Source organism: Dubosiella newyorkensis (assembly GCF_001945605.1).
GTDB lineage: Bacteria > Bacillota_I > Bacilli_A > Erysipelotrichales > Erysipelotrichaceae > Dubosiella > Dubosiella newyorkensis.
This window is the reverse complement of record NZ_MPKA01000059.1, coordinates 30,463-45,905: the sequence shown is the minus strand read 5'-3', so window position 1 is coordinate 45,905 and position 15,443 is coordinate 30,463. Positions and strand designations below refer to the sequence as shown.

Annotated in this window: 14 protein-coding genes; all 14 read right to left on the bottom strand. The window is 33.7% G+C overall.

Features of this window, described 5'->3' with window-relative positions:
* Positions 1 to 240: 240 nt before the first annotated feature.
* Positions 241 to 1,893, bottom strand: a complete 1,653-nt coding sequence (locus BO225_RS05055) for a DUF6020 family protein (protein WP_076341184.1) — start codon at positions 1,891 to 1,893, stop codon at positions 241 to 243.
* A gap of 64 nt (positions 1,894 to 1,957) precedes the next feature.
* Positions 1,958 to 2,809: a dTDP-4-dehydrorhamnose reductase gene (gene rfbD / locus BO225_RS05050; RefSeq protein WP_076341183.1), complete on the bottom strand. Its 852-nt coding sequence runs from the start codon at positions 2,807 to 2,809 to the stop codon at positions 1,958 to 1,960.
* Positions 2,809 to 3,843 carry a dTDP-glucose 4,6-dehydratase gene (gene rfbB / locus BO225_RS05045; protein WP_076341182.1) on the bottom strand — a complete coding sequence of 345 codons (1,035 nt, stop codon included), beginning with the start codon at positions 3,841 to 3,843 and terminating at the stop codon, positions 2,809 to 2,811. Before rfbB ends, rfbD begins: the two co-directional genes overlap by 1 nt.
* A gap of 11 nt (positions 3,844 to 3,854) precedes the next feature.
* Positions 3,855 to 4,238, bottom strand: a complete 384-nt coding sequence (locus tag BO225_RS05040; protein ID WP_076341181.1) for a GtrA family protein — start codon at positions 4,236 to 4,238, stop codon at positions 3,855 to 3,857.
* Positions 4,235 to 5,155 carry a glycosyltransferase family 2 protein gene (locus BO225_RS05035; protein ID WP_076341180.1) on the bottom strand — a complete coding sequence of 307 codons (921 nt, stop codon included), beginning with the start codon at positions 5,153 to 5,155 and terminating at the stop codon, positions 4,235 to 4,237. The genes BO225_RS05040 and BO225_RS05035 overlap by 4 nt, the downstream gene beginning before the upstream one ends.
* A gap of 13 nt (positions 5,156 to 5,168) precedes the next feature.
* Positions 5,169 to 7,265 (bottom strand): DUF7657 domain-containing protein, encoded by a 2,097-nt coding sequence (locus BO225_RS05030; protein WP_076341179.1) that lies wholly within the window; start codon positions 7,263 to 7,265, stop codon positions 5,169 to 5,171.
* Positions 7,265 to 7,840: a dTDP-4-dehydrorhamnose 3,5-epimerase gene (rfbC, locus tag BO225_RS05025; protein ID WP_076341178.1), complete on the bottom strand. Its 576-nt coding sequence runs from the start codon at positions 7,838 to 7,840 to the stop codon at positions 7,265 to 7,267. The genes BO225_RS05030 and rfbC overlap by 1 nt, the downstream gene beginning before the upstream one ends.
* Before the next feature lie 10 nt (positions 7,841 to 7,850).
* A complete protein-coding gene (rfbA, locus tag BO225_RS05020) occupies positions 7,851 to 8,732 on the bottom strand; it encodes a glucose-1-phosphate thymidylyltransferase RfbA (RefSeq protein ID WP_076341177.1) in 882 nt (293 codons plus the stop codon).
* A 91-nt stretch (positions 8,733 to 8,823) separates the two neighbouring features.
* Entirely contained in the window at positions 8,824 to 9,975 is a 1,152-nt protein-coding gene (locus tag BO225_RS05015) for a MerR family transcriptional regulator (protein WP_076341176.1), read from the bottom strand.
* 7 nt (positions 9,976 to 9,982) lie between these two features.
* Positions 9,983 to 11,737, bottom strand: a complete 1,755-nt coding sequence (locus BO225_RS05010) for a hypothetical protein (RefSeq protein WP_076341175.1) — start codon at positions 11,735 to 11,737, stop codon at positions 9,983 to 9,985.
* A gap of 75 nt (positions 11,738 to 11,812) precedes the next feature.
* Complete coding sequence (locus tag BO225_RS05005; protein WP_083632093.1) at positions 11,813 to 12,832, bottom strand: glycosyltransferase family 2 protein; 1,020 nt, start codon at positions 12,830 to 12,832, stop codon at positions 11,813 to 11,815.
* Positions 12,799 to 13,509, bottom strand: coding sequence for a glycosyltransferase (locus BO225_RS05000; protein ID WP_076341174.1), 711 nt, complete (start codon positions 13,507 to 13,509; stop codon positions 12,799 to 12,801). Before BO225_RS05000 ends, BO225_RS05005 begins: the two co-directional genes overlap by 34 nt.
* Positions 13,497 to 14,330 (bottom strand): glycosyltransferase, encoded by an 834-nt coding sequence (locus BO225_RS04995; RefSeq protein WP_076341173.1) that lies wholly within the window; start codon positions 14,328 to 14,330, stop codon positions 13,497 to 13,499. Before BO225_RS04995 ends, BO225_RS05000 begins: the two co-directional genes overlap by 13 nt.
* Positions 14,327 to 15,442 (bottom strand): glycosyltransferase family protein, encoded by a 1,116-nt coding sequence (locus tag BO225_RS04990; RefSeq protein ID WP_076341172.1) that lies wholly within the window; start codon positions 15,440 to 15,442, stop codon positions 14,327 to 14,329. The genes BO225_RS04995 and BO225_RS04990 overlap by 4 nt, the downstream gene beginning before the upstream one ends.
* Between the last annotated feature and the right edge of the window lies 1 nt (position 15,443).

Here is a 15,443-nt window from a genome sequence, read left to right as displayed (position 1 = left end):
TCCCGTCAGCCGACGAGCAGCGAACACTAAGAAAAGGCATGACTTTTCTTAGTGTTCGCTCATTCACCTTAACAAACTCAGAACTAATTACTAAGAAAACAATTTACACAAAAATATTGACACTGCCCACTAATCATTCTATTGTAATAAATGATTTATCTTAAAGATTTTGTTAATTGAATTTTTAATCTTTATTTTGATTCATGAAGGATAAAGAAACGCTAATTATTTGTTATATAATTATTTTATAGGTAATCTATTTTTAAAACGTTGATTATTTATACTGTAAATCATAACACCTAGCAAAAAAGGTCCTTCTAAAGAATATACAAATGAATATCGAAGAAGTGAAACAGGTCCTAAAAACATTGTTCCTATATATAATATTGGGTAAAGCAAAACGAATAAGGAAAATGTTCTTTTATATATCAAACTATAAATCAACATAAATATTATTAAATACAGAACTATTGCTGGATCAAATATTCTAATCCAAAAAGGACAATTTAAACTAGATGAATCATATAATACATCTTTCAAATACTGATAATAACCAGGAAATAGTGAATATGTTTTTATATTTCTGTTGGGATTTAAGTCTTCAAAACTAGTATTGATGGCTAGACCATTGTAAGGACTTAATCTAAAATCAAAATATGGTGTAATCAAATCTAAATAACTATTAACGGATGTTGGCAAATCAGAAAAAACCAAATAAATATATAATTTTAAAAATCCAATTGGATTTTCTTTAACTTTATCAGTTAAAAACATGCTTTTGGGATAATCAGCCGAATATTGATCAATACGATCTTTGTCAAAATTTTCAAAATAAGAAATTGCTTGATCATATATATTAGAACTCAATAACTTATTATCTCTTTCTAGATCTTTTTTTAAAATAGTAGCAATTTGTTGGATAGGAACAGATAATGCTTCTCGACTATCTCTATACCCACTGTTTAAAAAATAAGGAGTAATCATAGTAATTAACATAGATATCCCTATAACAAAAATTTGCATAAAAATAAATTCTTTATATAGAGCGTTTTCTTTAAATAATCTGCACCAACAAATCAACAATATTAATAATGCAACAATAAATATATAAATACCTTGACTTCTTAATTGAATAGATAAGAAGCCAAATAACCCTATTTTAATAAGAGTTATTTTTAAAAATCTTTTATTCCTTCTTAATCTATCAGAGGGAAATAGATATTCACAACAATTTACAATAAACAAAAGAAATGTCGCGGCAAACATAATATCTTTTGTAACATAGCATATAAGAGATTGAACTATTGGATTAACTCCCATAAATATAATTAATAACAATAGCAGCTTCAATGACACTTGTCTTTTATAAAGATAGCTCAACGAATATGAAATAGAATAGGCACAAAAACAGATTTGAAATACAAAAGTATATATTGCTAATCCTATATTTGAGTTTTTAAAAAGAACATCCCCTAAATGAATTAAACCTCCAATTAAAAAAGTATGTAAAATTGGTTGATGATCAGATAAAGGATAAATACCATCATACATAGCTAATTGAATTGGTGCATCAGCACCAAATGTTCCAGGAAACAATGCTAAAAAAGCTGGTATCCAAAATAAAACTAAAAGAAGAAAAAATATAAGCATTATTCTACTTGAAGAATATGTTGATTTTGTTATTCTTTTTGATTTAAATTTTCGAAAATACTTTTTATAGAAAATATTATATAAAAGAATCAATATAAATATTATTATTAAATTAATACCTGTTTTTAATAATAGTTGAACTACTATACCCGTTAGTGATTGATCATTTATTTTTGTCAAGATATTGAAAACCGCTAATATAGAAGCACTCCATAACCAAAGCCTGATTTGTTTTTTACTCATCATTACTTCTAACCCTTTCCAATTAAAATAGTCATATAATATATTATACGACTATTTTAAGAGTTTAATCAGCCAAAATAACTAAGTATCTCGCCAAAGCATCTTTCCAATCGGGAAGACGTTCAAATCCATGTTTATCCAATTCAGTTTGATTCATTCGCGAATTATGGGGACGTTTTGCTTTCGCTGGAAATTGAGAAGAATCTACTGGAGTTACTTCTACATCCATATTGGCTTGTTTGAAAATTTCTTTCGCAAAGTCATACCATGAAATAAAGTCTCCTGAGTTTGTCGCATGATACGTTCCATACTCTTCGGTTTGAATCATATCCACGACAAGTCTCGCTAAATCATAGGTATATGTTGGAAGTCCGATTTGATCGTTTACGACCGAAACAGCTCCTCTTTCTTTTCCTAGACGAAGCATCGTTTTGATAAAGTTGTTTCCATTCTTTCCAAAAACCCAAGCAATTCGAATAATAAAATGTTTCGGGTTTTCAAGAACGAATTTTTCTCCTTCGCCTTTCGTAATTCCATATACGTTCAACGGTTCAAATTCATCATATTCATTCCAAGGCGTTTCTCCTTCACCATTGAAAACATAATCCGTCGAAAAATACATGATAGGAATATTCAATTCTTTACAAACATCATTGATATATTTGGTCCCTGTCGCATTGACTGCGCGAACTTTATCAAGAAGTTCAGGTTCTTCGGCCTTATCTACTGCAGTCCAAGCCGCACAATGAACGACCGCATCATAATTACCTTCTTTAATGACTTTTTCAACTTGCTCTTGATTCGTAATATCCATTTCGTCAATATCGACACCAACCGCTTCAATTCCCCGTTTGGTAGCTTCGTTCACAACATCATAACCAAGTTGTCCTTTAACACCTGTAACTAAAATTTTCATTATTCTTCAACTCTTCCTTTATCCACATACATTTTTTGGAAATAGTTTTGGTATTCACCAGAAATGATGTTTTCCCACCATTCTTTATTATCGAGATACCATTGGATCGTTTGAGGAATTCCTGTATCAAATGTATATTTTGGCTTCCATCCAAGTTCTGTTTCCAATTTTGTTGGATCAATCGCATATCGCATATCGTGTCCTTTGCGATCTTCTACAAACGTAATCAAATCTTCTGATTTTCCAAGTGCCTTCAAGACCGTTTTAACGACTTGTAAATTCGTTCTTTCGTTGTGACCGCCAACGTTATACACTTCTCCAACCCGACCATTTCGGATGATCATATCGATCGCCACGCAATGATCATAAACATGCAGCCAATCTCGTACATTCGCTCCATCCCCATAAACCGGAATCTTCTCATCGTTCAGCGCACGCGAAATGATCAAAGGAATCAGCTTTTCTGGGAAGTGATATGGACCATAGTTGTTCGAGCAGCGAGAAATCGTCACAGGAAGTCCATACGTTCTGTTGTAAGCTAATACGAAAAGATCCGCAGCCGCTTTTGCGGAAGAGTATGGTGAACTTGTATGAAGTGGTGTTTCTTCTGTAAAAAATAAATCAGGACGATCAAGCGGAAGATCCCCGTATACTTCATCAGTGGAAACTTGGTGAAAACGTTTTACTCCATACTTTACGCTAGCATCTAGTAGAGTAGTTGTTCCCATCACATTCGTACGAACAAAGATTTCTGGATCTTCAATCGAACGATCGACATGCGATTCAGCCGCAAAGTTTACTACAATATCTGGACGTTCTTTTTCAAAAAGATCAAATATAAAATCATGATCCGCGATATCGCCTTTATAAAACTTATAGTTTGGCTTATCTTCTACAGGCTTACAAGTTTCCAAATTTCCTGCATACGTTAAGTTATCCACATTGATGATCATATCTTCTGGATATTTATTGACCATATAATGAACAAAGTTACCACCAATAAATCCAGCTCCACCTGTAACTAAAATTTTCATCGTTATTCCTCCTATTTTTCAAAATACCATTTGCGGGTGATATAGTTGAATACCATGACCACTCCGGTCGCAAACAGTTTCACGATCATATAATTAATTCCAATTTTATCTACACCCAACCACATAAGCAGTTGATTGAGTCCAAGTCCAATGACGCTAAACGTAATAAAGAAAACTAAATTTTGTGTTTGTGTTTTTCCATTATCGACATTAAATACCCACTTTACACTCATTATGTAATTGAAGACCACGGATACAGTGAAGGAAATCAAAGATGACCATAAGTAATAAATACCTAATACTTCTGTACAAAAGATCATTAATCCGTAATCAATAAAGAAAGCGAGTATCCCAACAAATCCGAACTTTAAAATTTGTTCAATCAGTTTCTTCATCGTTTTGTCCTTATATAAAACAATTCAAAAATCTGTCTGTTCTTCTTTACAATGACTTCCAGAATCAATCCGCACATAAACAACAGCAAACCGATGATCAACAAAAAACCTGCTACGATCAATGTCGGAAATCTAGGAACTAATCCCGTCGCAAAATACTCATTAAAGACAGGTACGAACAAACAAATCGAAATGATCAAAAAGATCAAGGCAAACAGTCCAAAAAATGCCATTGGCTTATATTCTTTAAATAATCTTGCGATTGTTCCAAGCACTTTCGCTCCATCTGAATATGTATTGAGCTTTGATTCGCTTCCCTCAGGACGATCTCGATAATTGGTAGGCACTTCGACCATTCTCAAATTGTGTGCTGCGGCATGGATCGTCATTTCCGTTTCGATCTCAAATCCTTTGGAAAGTACTGGAAAAGTTTTAACAAATGTATAACTAAAAGCACGGCTGCCAGTCATAATATCTGTAACATTTACATCGAACAGTGTATTGATCAAACCACGAACCATTCGATTTCCTGTATTGTGGAAAGGCCTTTTGTTTTCTGTAAAATATGTGCTCGAAAGACGATCACCAATGACCATTTCTGCTTCTCCTCGCAAAATCATGTCGGCCATTTCAGGAACTGGAGGATTCGTATCATCTCCATCTGCCATAATATAACAATCGGCATCGATATCTTTGAACATCGCGCGAATCACATTTCCTTTTCCTTGTGCGTATTCTCTTTTCACGATCGCTCCTGCTTTTTTAGCAATTTCTCCTGTTCCATCGGTAGAATTGTTGTCATAAACATAAATATCGGCGGTTGGAAAGGCTTCTTTATAATCTTTGATTACTTTTTCTACAGTTAGCGCTTCGTTATAACAAGGAAGCAGCACCGCGATCTTCTTATCTTGATTCATATATTCCTCCTGTTCAATAGTCAAGTTTTATAATTTCTTCATTGGATGCTTGATCTGTATACAGAACAGAATACTGAATTCCATAATTCTGTAATACCGTTTTTGTTTCAGATCCTATATTTGTTGTTAAGTAATGAATATCCCATTTCTTTAAATCCTCTATATTTAAATGAATTTGACAAGCATCTTTACTTATTAAAGAAAAAGATGTTGGATCTGAAGTTAGCTCAATTAACATATGCAAATAGCGGTTGTAAAAATCCTCTTGCTCATGTTCCGGATCAATCAAATTCCATTTCATCTCATCTGGATAAAAATTCACTGCATTTAAAACTGGAATTCCATTCGCCATCAAAAGATTTTGAGTATGTAGAGAGTTTAAGCACAGCCAATTTTCTTTGGGATTCTCAAGATTGATTTTAACAGCCTCCGAAACAAGAGTGTGATTTGTAATCGATTCCGCTCCGATTACAATTGGATTCACAAACATCCCTGTCAAGATTACCCAGCTCCCAAAGACAGGGAAAAACAATTTTCTCCATTTTGTGAATAATAAAATAGAAAAACCTCCTAAGATAAAAGGAATAACAAAATATATCAAACTGCTGATATGTCCTGAATAGAACGATGACCCATAATTTCGATAAGCAAGCAAATATATAATAATATAAATACAGCCTGTAGCAAATGCGATCGACTTTCTTAGATTCTTTCTATATTCCCATACTTTTTGAATTGACCAAAATGTAAAGAGAAAAGCCGTAAATCCATAAACGAGTACCATTCGATTCATATAAGAAAACAATGTGATTTTTGCCAACCAGGTTGGAAAGCCAATAATCATAAAGAAAATCTCTATGAGCAAGATAATAAATAACGCATTTCCAACAATTGTACTTCCTCCTTTTTTCTTCACCACATAGTAAAGGTAAGGATAATAAAGTATAAATAATACTCCAAAATGATTGAAACAGCTAATCTCACATTCATTTAATGCTTTCGGGGCTTGAAATGGAGTCAACATCATAGCGGGATCTGTAAACAGATTAGCGAAAGGATAATCGCCACCCGTGCTGATTCGTTTTCCTGGGTAAACTGTATCATTTAATAGTTTAATAGCATCTTTCGATTCAACTAAAAATACTCCCAAAACGATTCCAACGATCACTATAACAAAAAGCAGTCTCAAGAAATCGGTTTTTTCCCATTTCAATTCTTGACGATCTCGAATCAAACAGCAAACCATTAAAATCAGCATGAGCAATCCAAGCGGAACTTGCAAAGAAGGGAATATTGAAACAACAAAACCTACAAGAGCGCTTATGGATAAAATTGTAAATAAAACCTTTTTCCATTTTTGATGCGCAATGAAAAAGTAGTAACCAACTACAAAAAGTGTAGAAGCCCAAAAAAACACTTGATACATATGGGGCGCGAACCACCATTGAAGCGCTGGACTAAAAACTAAACAAATTGAAGCAAAAAGAGATAAGTATTTATTCTTCGTTAAAATGACGAACATCTCATAGCCAATGAGAAGAAAAGCAATGATCCGAAAATTCCAATACCACGAGAGTCCTATTTCATTTCCAAATAACATATATCCCCATATATCTGGCTTACCAATCAAAGTTAAGTCCAGTACAGGGCTATTGTAGCCTATGATCATATTTTGACCTGAAAGCGACATCATATGAGAATTCAATCCAAATGAATTGAAATATTGGGAAAAGAAATAAGGAACCTGAACCACAAATTCGTCACTTCGTATTGGTCTAGCCTTTCCAAATAGTTCAGTGATTATATTTTCTTCTTTGCCATATATCGTATCAAAAACTCCAATAGAAGAGCCATTGACTCTAAAAAAAACGAGAACTAAAAATACGAACAAAGCTATCGGATATCGATATCGAATAATAAAGTCCAAACTTTTTTTTAATTCTTTCGAAAACCATAATTGAAGTGTATTAACTAAAATCAAAACTGGCCCAATATAAAGAATCAATTGTGAATTCTCTAAAAAACGATGAACAAATAGAGTTATGAAGAGAATCCCAATATCACCAAGGAGAACGTTGAGATATTTTTGATTTTTATAAAGAAGATCCATTAACAATTCTCTCCATACACAAACTGATTATCCGACTCCTCCAAAGTAGGTCCGATTTGGTCCTTTTCACTTAATACAGGTTCGATTCCTTGAAGGAGGCTTCCCCAATCCACATTGACTGTCGGATCATCATAACGCATACCACCTTCTGATTCCTTATTATAGACATTATCTACTTTATAGCGAAACTCCACATCTGGAGTCAATGTCAAGAATCCATGCGCGAAACCTTGTGGAATAAAGAACTGTCGATGATTGTCTTCGGAAAGCTCTACGCTAACCCACTGTCCAAATGTAGGACTTCCTTTACGAATATCAACAGCTACATCGATCACTTTTCCTTTTGTACAAGATACCAGTTTTGACTGAGCATACGGAGGATTTTGCCAGTGCAATCCTCTCAAAGTTCCTTCTTGCGCGCTGAAGGACATATTGTCTTGAACAAAGTCAACATTGATTCCTAACTTCTCATATTTTGGTTTTGAATACGTTTCTGTAAAATAACCTCGATGATCTCCAAACACATCAGTGTCGATGATCAAAACGCCAGGAATTTTTGTTTCTGTTACTTTCATATACTCTCCTTTAGTCTTTAATATATTTGCGGTCCATGATCTTTTTCAAATAAGTTCCATATTGGTTCTTTTTATAGATTTCGTACGTTTCTTTCAATTGATCTAGATCGATCCAGCCATTATCGTAGGCGATTTCTTCTAAACATGCGATCTTGCGATGTTGATGGTCTTCCATCGTTTTTACGAAGTTGGTCGCGTCTACCAAAGATTCATGCGTTCCCGTATCCAACCATGTAAAACCGTCTCCAAGCAATGTGACATTCAAATTTCCTTTTTCAAGATAAATTTTATTTAGATCCGTAATTTCAAGTTCTCCACGAGGACTCGGTTTTAGATTTTTTGCATAATCCACTACATTGTTATCATAAAAATAGAGTCCAGTTACAGCATAGTTCGACTTTGGTTCTGTAGGCTTTTCTTCTAAAGAGATCGCCTTTCCGTTTTCATCAAATTCAACCACACCAAATCGTTCTGGATCTTCTACGTAATAGCCAAATACGGTTGCTCCATTTTCTTTTTGTGCAGCAGCTCTAAGACGTTTCGTCAATCCATGACCATTAAAAATATTATCTCCAAGAATCATTGCGACAGAATCGTCTCCAATAAACTCTTCTCCAAGAATAAAGGCTTGCGCTAATCCATCAGGAGAAGGCTGAACTTTATAAGAAAGATTCACTCCAAATTGATGACCATCTCCCAACAATTCTTCAAAACGAGGAAGATCTTCTGGAGTAGAGATGATCAAAATATCGCGAATTCCAGCCTGCATCAAAATAGACATTGGATAATAGATCATTGGTTTGTCATAAATTGGAAGAAGTTGCTTACTCGTTACTTTTGTTAAAGGATACAGCCGAGTGCCTGAACCTCCCGCTAAAATTATACCTTTCATAGTAGTCTCCTTTTTTATCGTTATAAAAATATTAAACCCTTACGTTACGTAAGGGTCAATATATAAGATTCAATTTGATAATTTCACAAAATTATTTTTTCGCAATGAACAAACACGCTTCCTTGGTGACAGTGATCGCCCCTTGCGCTTTGATCTTATCTTCTACAAATTGATAAAATTCGCGAATATGACCACTTAAGATCTCATTTTGATTTCCATGACAACTTATTATATAGTCAACGATCGGCTTTGCTTGGTCGATCACCAATGTATCGTTGTAGTCCTTGCGTTCAACTTGAGAAAAGAAAGAACCTAACAATTTTTCTCCATTTTCTTTGCCAAAAACATCAGGTAAAACGTTTTGCGACAGTTGGATCCTTGAATCAAATTCTTTCGCGAGATCCGTGATCTCTTTCATATGGCTTTTTGAATATGAGCTCGCATAAAAAACTCCACCTTTTTTCAATACACGATAGATTTCATTCAATCCCTTTGAAAGATCATTCAAGTAAAACAGAACGTGATTCGCGATCACTAAATCAAAAAAGTCTTTTTTAAATGGAATATTTTGCGCGTCGATCTGCATAAAAGAAAAATCATCAGAAAGTCTTTTTTTCGCGTCTTCGAGCATTCCCTCCGAAATATCGGAAAGAAAAATTTCTCGATTTCTTAAATCAACTTTTGGTTCAATCCATAAATCGCCATTACCAACACCTAATTCTAAAATCCGATACCCTTTTGAAAAATCGATCTGTTCTTTCAGCCAAGAAAACCAATCAATAGGATTTGTCGAATATAAATGATGAAGACGAATACGAACATGAAGATTCTTTGAATTTTTATATTGTTCTACAAGCTGATCATCTTTAGAAATAATTTCAAGAAGCTGCACTGTTTTTTCAACCGACATTCCATTACGCTCTACGATCTCGATCGTCTTTCGAATCGTTTCTTTGAGTAATTGAAAATATTGAATCTTTTGATCGACCAATCCAATTTGCTCTTTTAATGAATCGATCCAAGAAGGATCTTTTTCTAGCAGCATTCCTTCGATTTCTTCTAGAGAAAAGCCAAGCTTTTTTAATAACAAGATCTTCTGCAATCGAATGAGATCTTCTTCATTGTATTGTCGATATCCATTTGGAGCGATCTGCGAAGGTTTCAGAAGCCCTATTTTGTCATAGTAACGTAAAGTTCGTAAACTTATATTTGCGATTTTAGCGAGATCTCCAGTTTTCATCATAGAATACTTATCTATCCTTTAGTCTCGAATAACTCCATTTTAGAATACTCCAAGTCAAACACATGGCGATCAAAATAGAAAGATAGATCATCGGAACAATTCCTACACCATAAAATATGATTCGCCATATTTCATCCGTTTGAATATTACCAGCTGTAACTAAAAATTCAGAGAACCAAACGATTCCTGTCGCATAAGCGAAAGAAATACCCATTAAAACAAATACTGAAAATAGACTTAACCACTGATCTAGAGTATTCGGTTTGATTTTTTTAAATCCTAAAAGCAGCGATAAAAGCCAACTTAATATTCCAGTAAAAAACAACACTGGAATCCAAATTCTATATATATTAAAGTCAATCTCAGTTATCTTTTTACCTATTTCATTTTTAAAAATAAAATCATTTCTTAATTTTGAGTTTGAAGGATATGTTAAATCTTGATTTAGTTGTTCTGTAAACGAACCAATATAATCCTGGTCTTCTTGGCTAGGCATCTTATATGATGAATCATATCCTTTTAAGAAGATTACGGTTTCATACAATTGGATAATATCTGGAAACATTAAGAATATCTCCTGAACACTTCTTCCCCCAGCTGATTTCGTTAACTGAAATTTTTGATCTTTTTTTAAACTACCATTTTCAAAGGCTTGTCGTATTTCTTCATCAATTTTACTGTAAATTTTTTCAATATCTGCAGCGTTCGTATATCTTCCTGTATCTTCTAAAGAAAATAACATTACCCAAGGTAAAAAATCACCTGGTATTTCAGTACCTGCATACCATGGAAAATTATCTATTCTTTCTATAAGATCGGGCATACTTTGTAATGTTGGAGAGACATCAATTGCTTTCTTTATCGCATCTCTTGGAGCCCAAAATCTATAGGTTCTTTCATCTGATGCTATTTTATAAACTTGATTTGCTACAGAAGCAAAAGAGCCGCCAGTCCTTAAAGTTATATCCGAATAATTAAATGATTTTTCATTTGCTTTTAAATATTTTGCGGTTTGTATATTGAAATTGACTATTGGTAAAACAAGACATACTAGAAACAGAAATATTCTTTTAATATTTAAAGTTTTAATAAAACATAGTTTGATAACTAAACCTATAAATGCGGTAAATAAAAAAAAGTATAATACGGGTTTCATCCAGAATCCATCTTCTTTAATATAAAAACACATAGGATAGATAATACTTAAAACCACAGAATAAATTATATAGCTAATTATTCTTGTTTTCTTTGGATTCCAGCTTAAATAAAGTATATTTAATAAAGAACAAAAAAATATAAAAAGGAATGGAGCAATTATTAAATTTCGATAAAAATGAACCCCCGTATTAAATTCAAATCCAGCAGGGCAGAATAAAACGGTCGCATATCCAATTAAAGATAAAATCCGATTTCTTGAAATCCTCAACAATAGTAAATAGGTTAAAATTGCGGCCAAGCCCCAACATAAAGCAAGTAATTTATTTAAAGAAATACCAAGTTTTCTAGGTAAGTTTATAAACCAAGAAAAAGTCATCGTTTTCTGTAGAGTACGAGGATTTTCAAATTCTGGATCAAAATGCTTTTCTAGATCTGAATACTCTAACATCAATCTTTCATCACTATAACTATTAGTATCATATATTATAGTTCTATATTCAGAAGAAACAATTCTCACTAACAGTAATAATATAACTGCTATAAAAACCGACAACTTTTTAATAATCAATTTCTTAGTATTGATATTCAAAGAAAATTTTTTCAATACAACCTCCCTGTCTTAGTTTTTCCCATTAAATCTTGATGCCAATAATGAAACATAGTAATTTTTTTAATAAATCTAATTATAATTTGCTTTATTCAACGCAAAAATCAAATCATACATCCGAGCATTCCTTGTCTTTAATTGCTTATAGATCGGATTGAAGTTCTGCCACAACAAATGAAAGAACTGTTTGTTTTCCAAATACTGGCAATGCTTTTCGCAAAAAGCTTTCATTTTGATATATTCTGGATGCTGGTTCATAAAATCAGGATCGATTTGTTCTACGACACTTAATGATTCAACGCGTTCCTTCGCAAATTGTTCGCGAATAGCTAGATCGTTCATCAAATTCCATTTTTGTTTTAGAGTTGGTTTGATTTCACCGACCATACCAATCGTATTTTTTTCGTGGATGCGATAATCAAACAGCGGATGATTATAAAAAAACATCCCCTTCTTCTTAGCTGCTAGTAGATGAATCAACCAATCATGAGGCAAGGTGGTTGAAAAATTGTTTAAAAAATCTTCCTTCAATTCTTGTCTGATGACAGAAGAACACCCTTGAAAATAATTATGATAGACGAATTCTTCAAATGTGATTTCAGTAATCGAATCTGCTTCTACTTTCTTCAGCAATAAGTTATGGTTAGAACGGCCTTCTTTTTCTTCGATCATTAAAGGATCACCATTCCCATCGATCAAATCAAAACTACTCGTTAAAGCTAAGATTCTTGAATTCGAATCAAGGATATTCATCATTTTTTCAACTTTGTCTTTATGCCAAATATCGTCCTGATCACATAAAAAAATAAAATCGCCGCTCGTCAATTCGATCGTGTTTTTAAAATTCGTTTTATATCCGACATTTTTTGTATTGACATGGATCTTGATGTTCCATTCCGGATGATCCTTTTGAAGATGGAGAAGAATCGGAACCGTTTGATCGGTAGAATGATCATCTACAATTATAATTTCATCCACCTTTCTTGTTTGGTTTATGATCGAATCGATTTGTTCGCTAATATAGTTCTCGCCATTATACGTTGCCATCGCAACCGATATCATAAAATACTCCTTTTCTTTAATGCTTTCCATAATTCGATCCGCCAATTCAACATTTGCATCATAGAGGCATGCGATAATGAAGAAGCGTTCTTTGAATGACGGACATAGTCCATCAAAATAGTTTTATCCCAATAGACGTTGCCTTTTCTTTCAGCAATCAATCCGATCCATTGATCATGCATTGGAATCCGTTCTGGAAAAGGCAGGATATATTGTTTGAGTTCCTTTTTAAAAGCCATGCAACAACCAATGTATGAATTTCGGATTATATTCCGTAAAAAGCCTGGCTTAGAATGATGAAACCGCATAAAGGAGTGTTCTATCTCTTTCCCACATTCAACGACAATTCGACAATCATGGATCACAAGAATCGAATCTTTCAATTTTGGTAAGATCGATTGGATCTTGTTAGAATACCAAATATCATCTTGATCAGAGAGAAAAATAACATCATTTCTTGTATGAAGAAGCGCGTTTTCAAAATTTTTGATCAATCCTTTTCCTGGCCCTTTTAATAGTTTGATTCGTGGATCATGAAAAGAACGTATAAGTTCTTCGCTTTGATCTTGGCTTGGATCTAATGAAATAACAAGTTCATCGTCTTCTTTGAGTTGTTCTAAAATCGATTGAATTTGACGATGAAGATACTTTTCTCCATTGTAAGCAGCTAACGCGACAGAAACGCTCGGACGCTTTAATGAAGCCATATCCGCCAGTCTTTCGTTTGCATAAAGATACTTCCTTTTCTGCGGAATAATACATAATAATAATAAAGACGGTTTTTCCATCCTTCTTTATAGAATACGTTTAAATCCCTTTTTAAAATATCGTACCTGCTGATTGCTTTCGTTCCATCGGTTTGAAAGGAAGATAAATCTTGGTTGAGTTCTGCGTTCAAGATTTTAATTATCGCCTTTTGTTTTCGCATAGAACGAATAAAGTCATGATCTACATGATCTAAAAACAATTCTTCATTATATCTATATTCTTTAAAAAGAGACAATGAAATCAACATTCCGCTATTGATCCCGCAAATTTCTTGTTCCTTCAAAAGCCATGGCGTTTTTGTTCGGTGCACATATGGTTCCCTTAAAATTGAAGGAGATAAATACCCTTGTTCAGGGTGTCCATCAGTCACTAAAGGCAAATAGATATCCGCTTCTTTCGTTTGAATGGCTTTTTTTACTTCTTCAAAATATTGATTCGATATCTTTGTATCGTCATCAAACAACATGACGTATCCTTCAAGTGTAGGATCTTCTACTTGGATCTGATCCAACGCTCGATTATAAGCTTTAGATAACCCACGATTCCCATGCATGGAAATATAAATATTTCCGTCCTCGACAACATTTGAACGAATATCCACTCCATTCGTACTGTTATCACAAACGATCAGCTGAATATCTTTATGTTTGTTCAATGCTTGATAAGAAGGCGATTTTTCTAATGAATGATTATACGCGACTAAAATGGCGTATAAGGGAACAGGTATGTCAGGTTCTTTCGAATGTAAGTTCAATTTCATAGTCCTTTCTTTTTTAGAGTCTCGATAAATGAAGCTTCATAAAACATTTCGCGATAGACTTTTCGGCAATTTTCTCTTTGTTCAAATTGTTTTTGTAAAGGATAGTGACAAACCGTCTGCACGATCTGTTCTATAGAATTTTGGTCGATGTTGAAACCTAGATCATACTTTTTAACTAGATCAAACGTATCGCCTTGGATCGTGTTGATCAAAGGAACGCCTCCACATAAATAATCTAAAGATTTCATAGAAAGGCCGACGACAACGCTTGGCTTCATAATATTGAGCGCATAATTACATTGATCAAAGATCGCTTGTTTTTTTTCTTGTGAATATACGATACCGTGATCGATCACTTCGATCTCTTTTTCCTTTAATTTTTGGATCAATTGTTTTTTAGATTCCCCTTGTCCAATAAGATGCATGATCGTAGTCTTTTCTTTTTTACATAAACACAAAAACTCAACAATAAAATCGATATCGATAATATTATTGATCGAGCCCAAATAGATAAAGTGCAATTCATCTTCCGAAATCAAATTCGAAAAAGAACAAGGGATTTCTGAACGAGCCCAATATAGCGTTTCGTATTTTGGGTCATTTTCTTTTTTTAATACATTTTGATATAAATTGCATTCTGTAAAGATTTGATCTGCCGCATCTAAATGATGGTCTCTTAGATTTTTCCAAAACCGAAACGGCAGCAGATTTAAAAATTTTTGGACTGGCATCGCTTCAGGCCAAAGGTCGATCACATCAAAAACAAGTTTCGTCGATGGATGCTCTTTTTTATAAGATTCCATTTCTTTCGCAAGGGAGTTCGATGGTAATAAGCAATAAATCAAATCTGGATGGATTTGTTCAACTTGTTCTTTGATCGATCGAGATAAGCGATAATGGGAAAGCAAGCGAGATACTGAAAGATTCTTACGATATTTTCGGGCATGAACCAAAATATCCGCTCCCGAAATATATTGAACATATTCTTTCTTTCGATGCGAAAAGTCAGAAGTAATGACAGTGACTTGGTTTCCTTGCGCTTCAAAAAAACGCTTCAAAAGCCGCACTCGATCAAAATAGGTATCAAATGCAGAAATGATAGCCACATTCATT

What these genes read in the sequence shown, in the direction of transcription:
- BO225_RS05055 (WP_076341184.1), bottom strand. Translation starts at nt 1,893, where the DNA reads ATGAGTAAAAAACAAATCAGGCTTTGGTTATGGAGTGCTTCTATATTA.
- rfbD (WP_076341183.1), bottom strand. Translation starts at nt 2,809, where the DNA reads ATGAAAATTTTAGTTACAGGTGTTAAAGGACAACTTGGTTATGATGTT.
- rfbB (WP_076341182.1), bottom strand. Translation starts at nt 3,843, where the DNA reads ATGAAAATTTTAGTTACAGGTGGAGCTGGATTTATTGGTGGTAACTTT.
- BO225_RS05040 (WP_076341181.1), bottom strand. Translation starts at nt 4,238, where the DNA reads ATGAAGAAACTGATTGAACAAATTTTAAAGTTCGGATTTGTTGGGATA.
- BO225_RS05035 (WP_076341180.1), bottom strand. Translation starts at nt 5,155, where the DNA reads ATGAATCAAGATAAGAAGATCGCGGTGCTGCTTCCTTGTTATAACGAA.
- BO225_RS05030 (WP_076341179.1), bottom strand. Translation starts at nt 7,265, where the DNA reads ATGGATCTTCTTTATAAAAATCAAAAATATCTCAACGTTCTCCTTGGT.
- rfbC (WP_076341178.1), bottom strand. Translation starts at nt 7,840, where the DNA reads ATGAAAGTAACAGAAACAAAAATTCCTGGCGTTTTGATCATCGACACT.
- rfbA (WP_076341177.1), bottom strand. Translation starts at nt 8,732, where the DNA reads ATGAAAGGTATAATTTTAGCGGGAGGTTCAGGCACTCGGCTGTATCCT.
- BO225_RS05015 (WP_076341176.1), bottom strand. Translation starts at nt 9,975, where the DNA reads ATGATGAAAACTGGAGATCTCGCTAAAATCGCAAATATAAGTTTACGA.
- BO225_RS05005 (WP_083632093.1), bottom strand. Translation starts at nt 12,832, where the DNA reads ATGGAAAGCATTAAAGAAAAGGAGTATTTTATGATATCGGTTGCGATG.
- BO225_RS05000 (WP_076341174.1), bottom strand. Translation starts at nt 13,509, where the DNA reads ATGGCTTCATTAAAGCGTCCGAGCGTTTCTGTCGCGTTAGCTGCTTAC.
- BO225_RS04995 (WP_076341173.1), bottom strand. Translation starts at nt 14,330, where the DNA reads ATGAAATTGAACTTACATTCGAAAGAACCTGACATACCTGTTCCCTTA.
- BO225_RS04990 (WP_076341172.1), bottom strand. Translation starts at nt 15,442, where the DNA reads ATGAATGTGGCTATCATTTCTGCATTTGATACCTATTTTGATCGAGTG.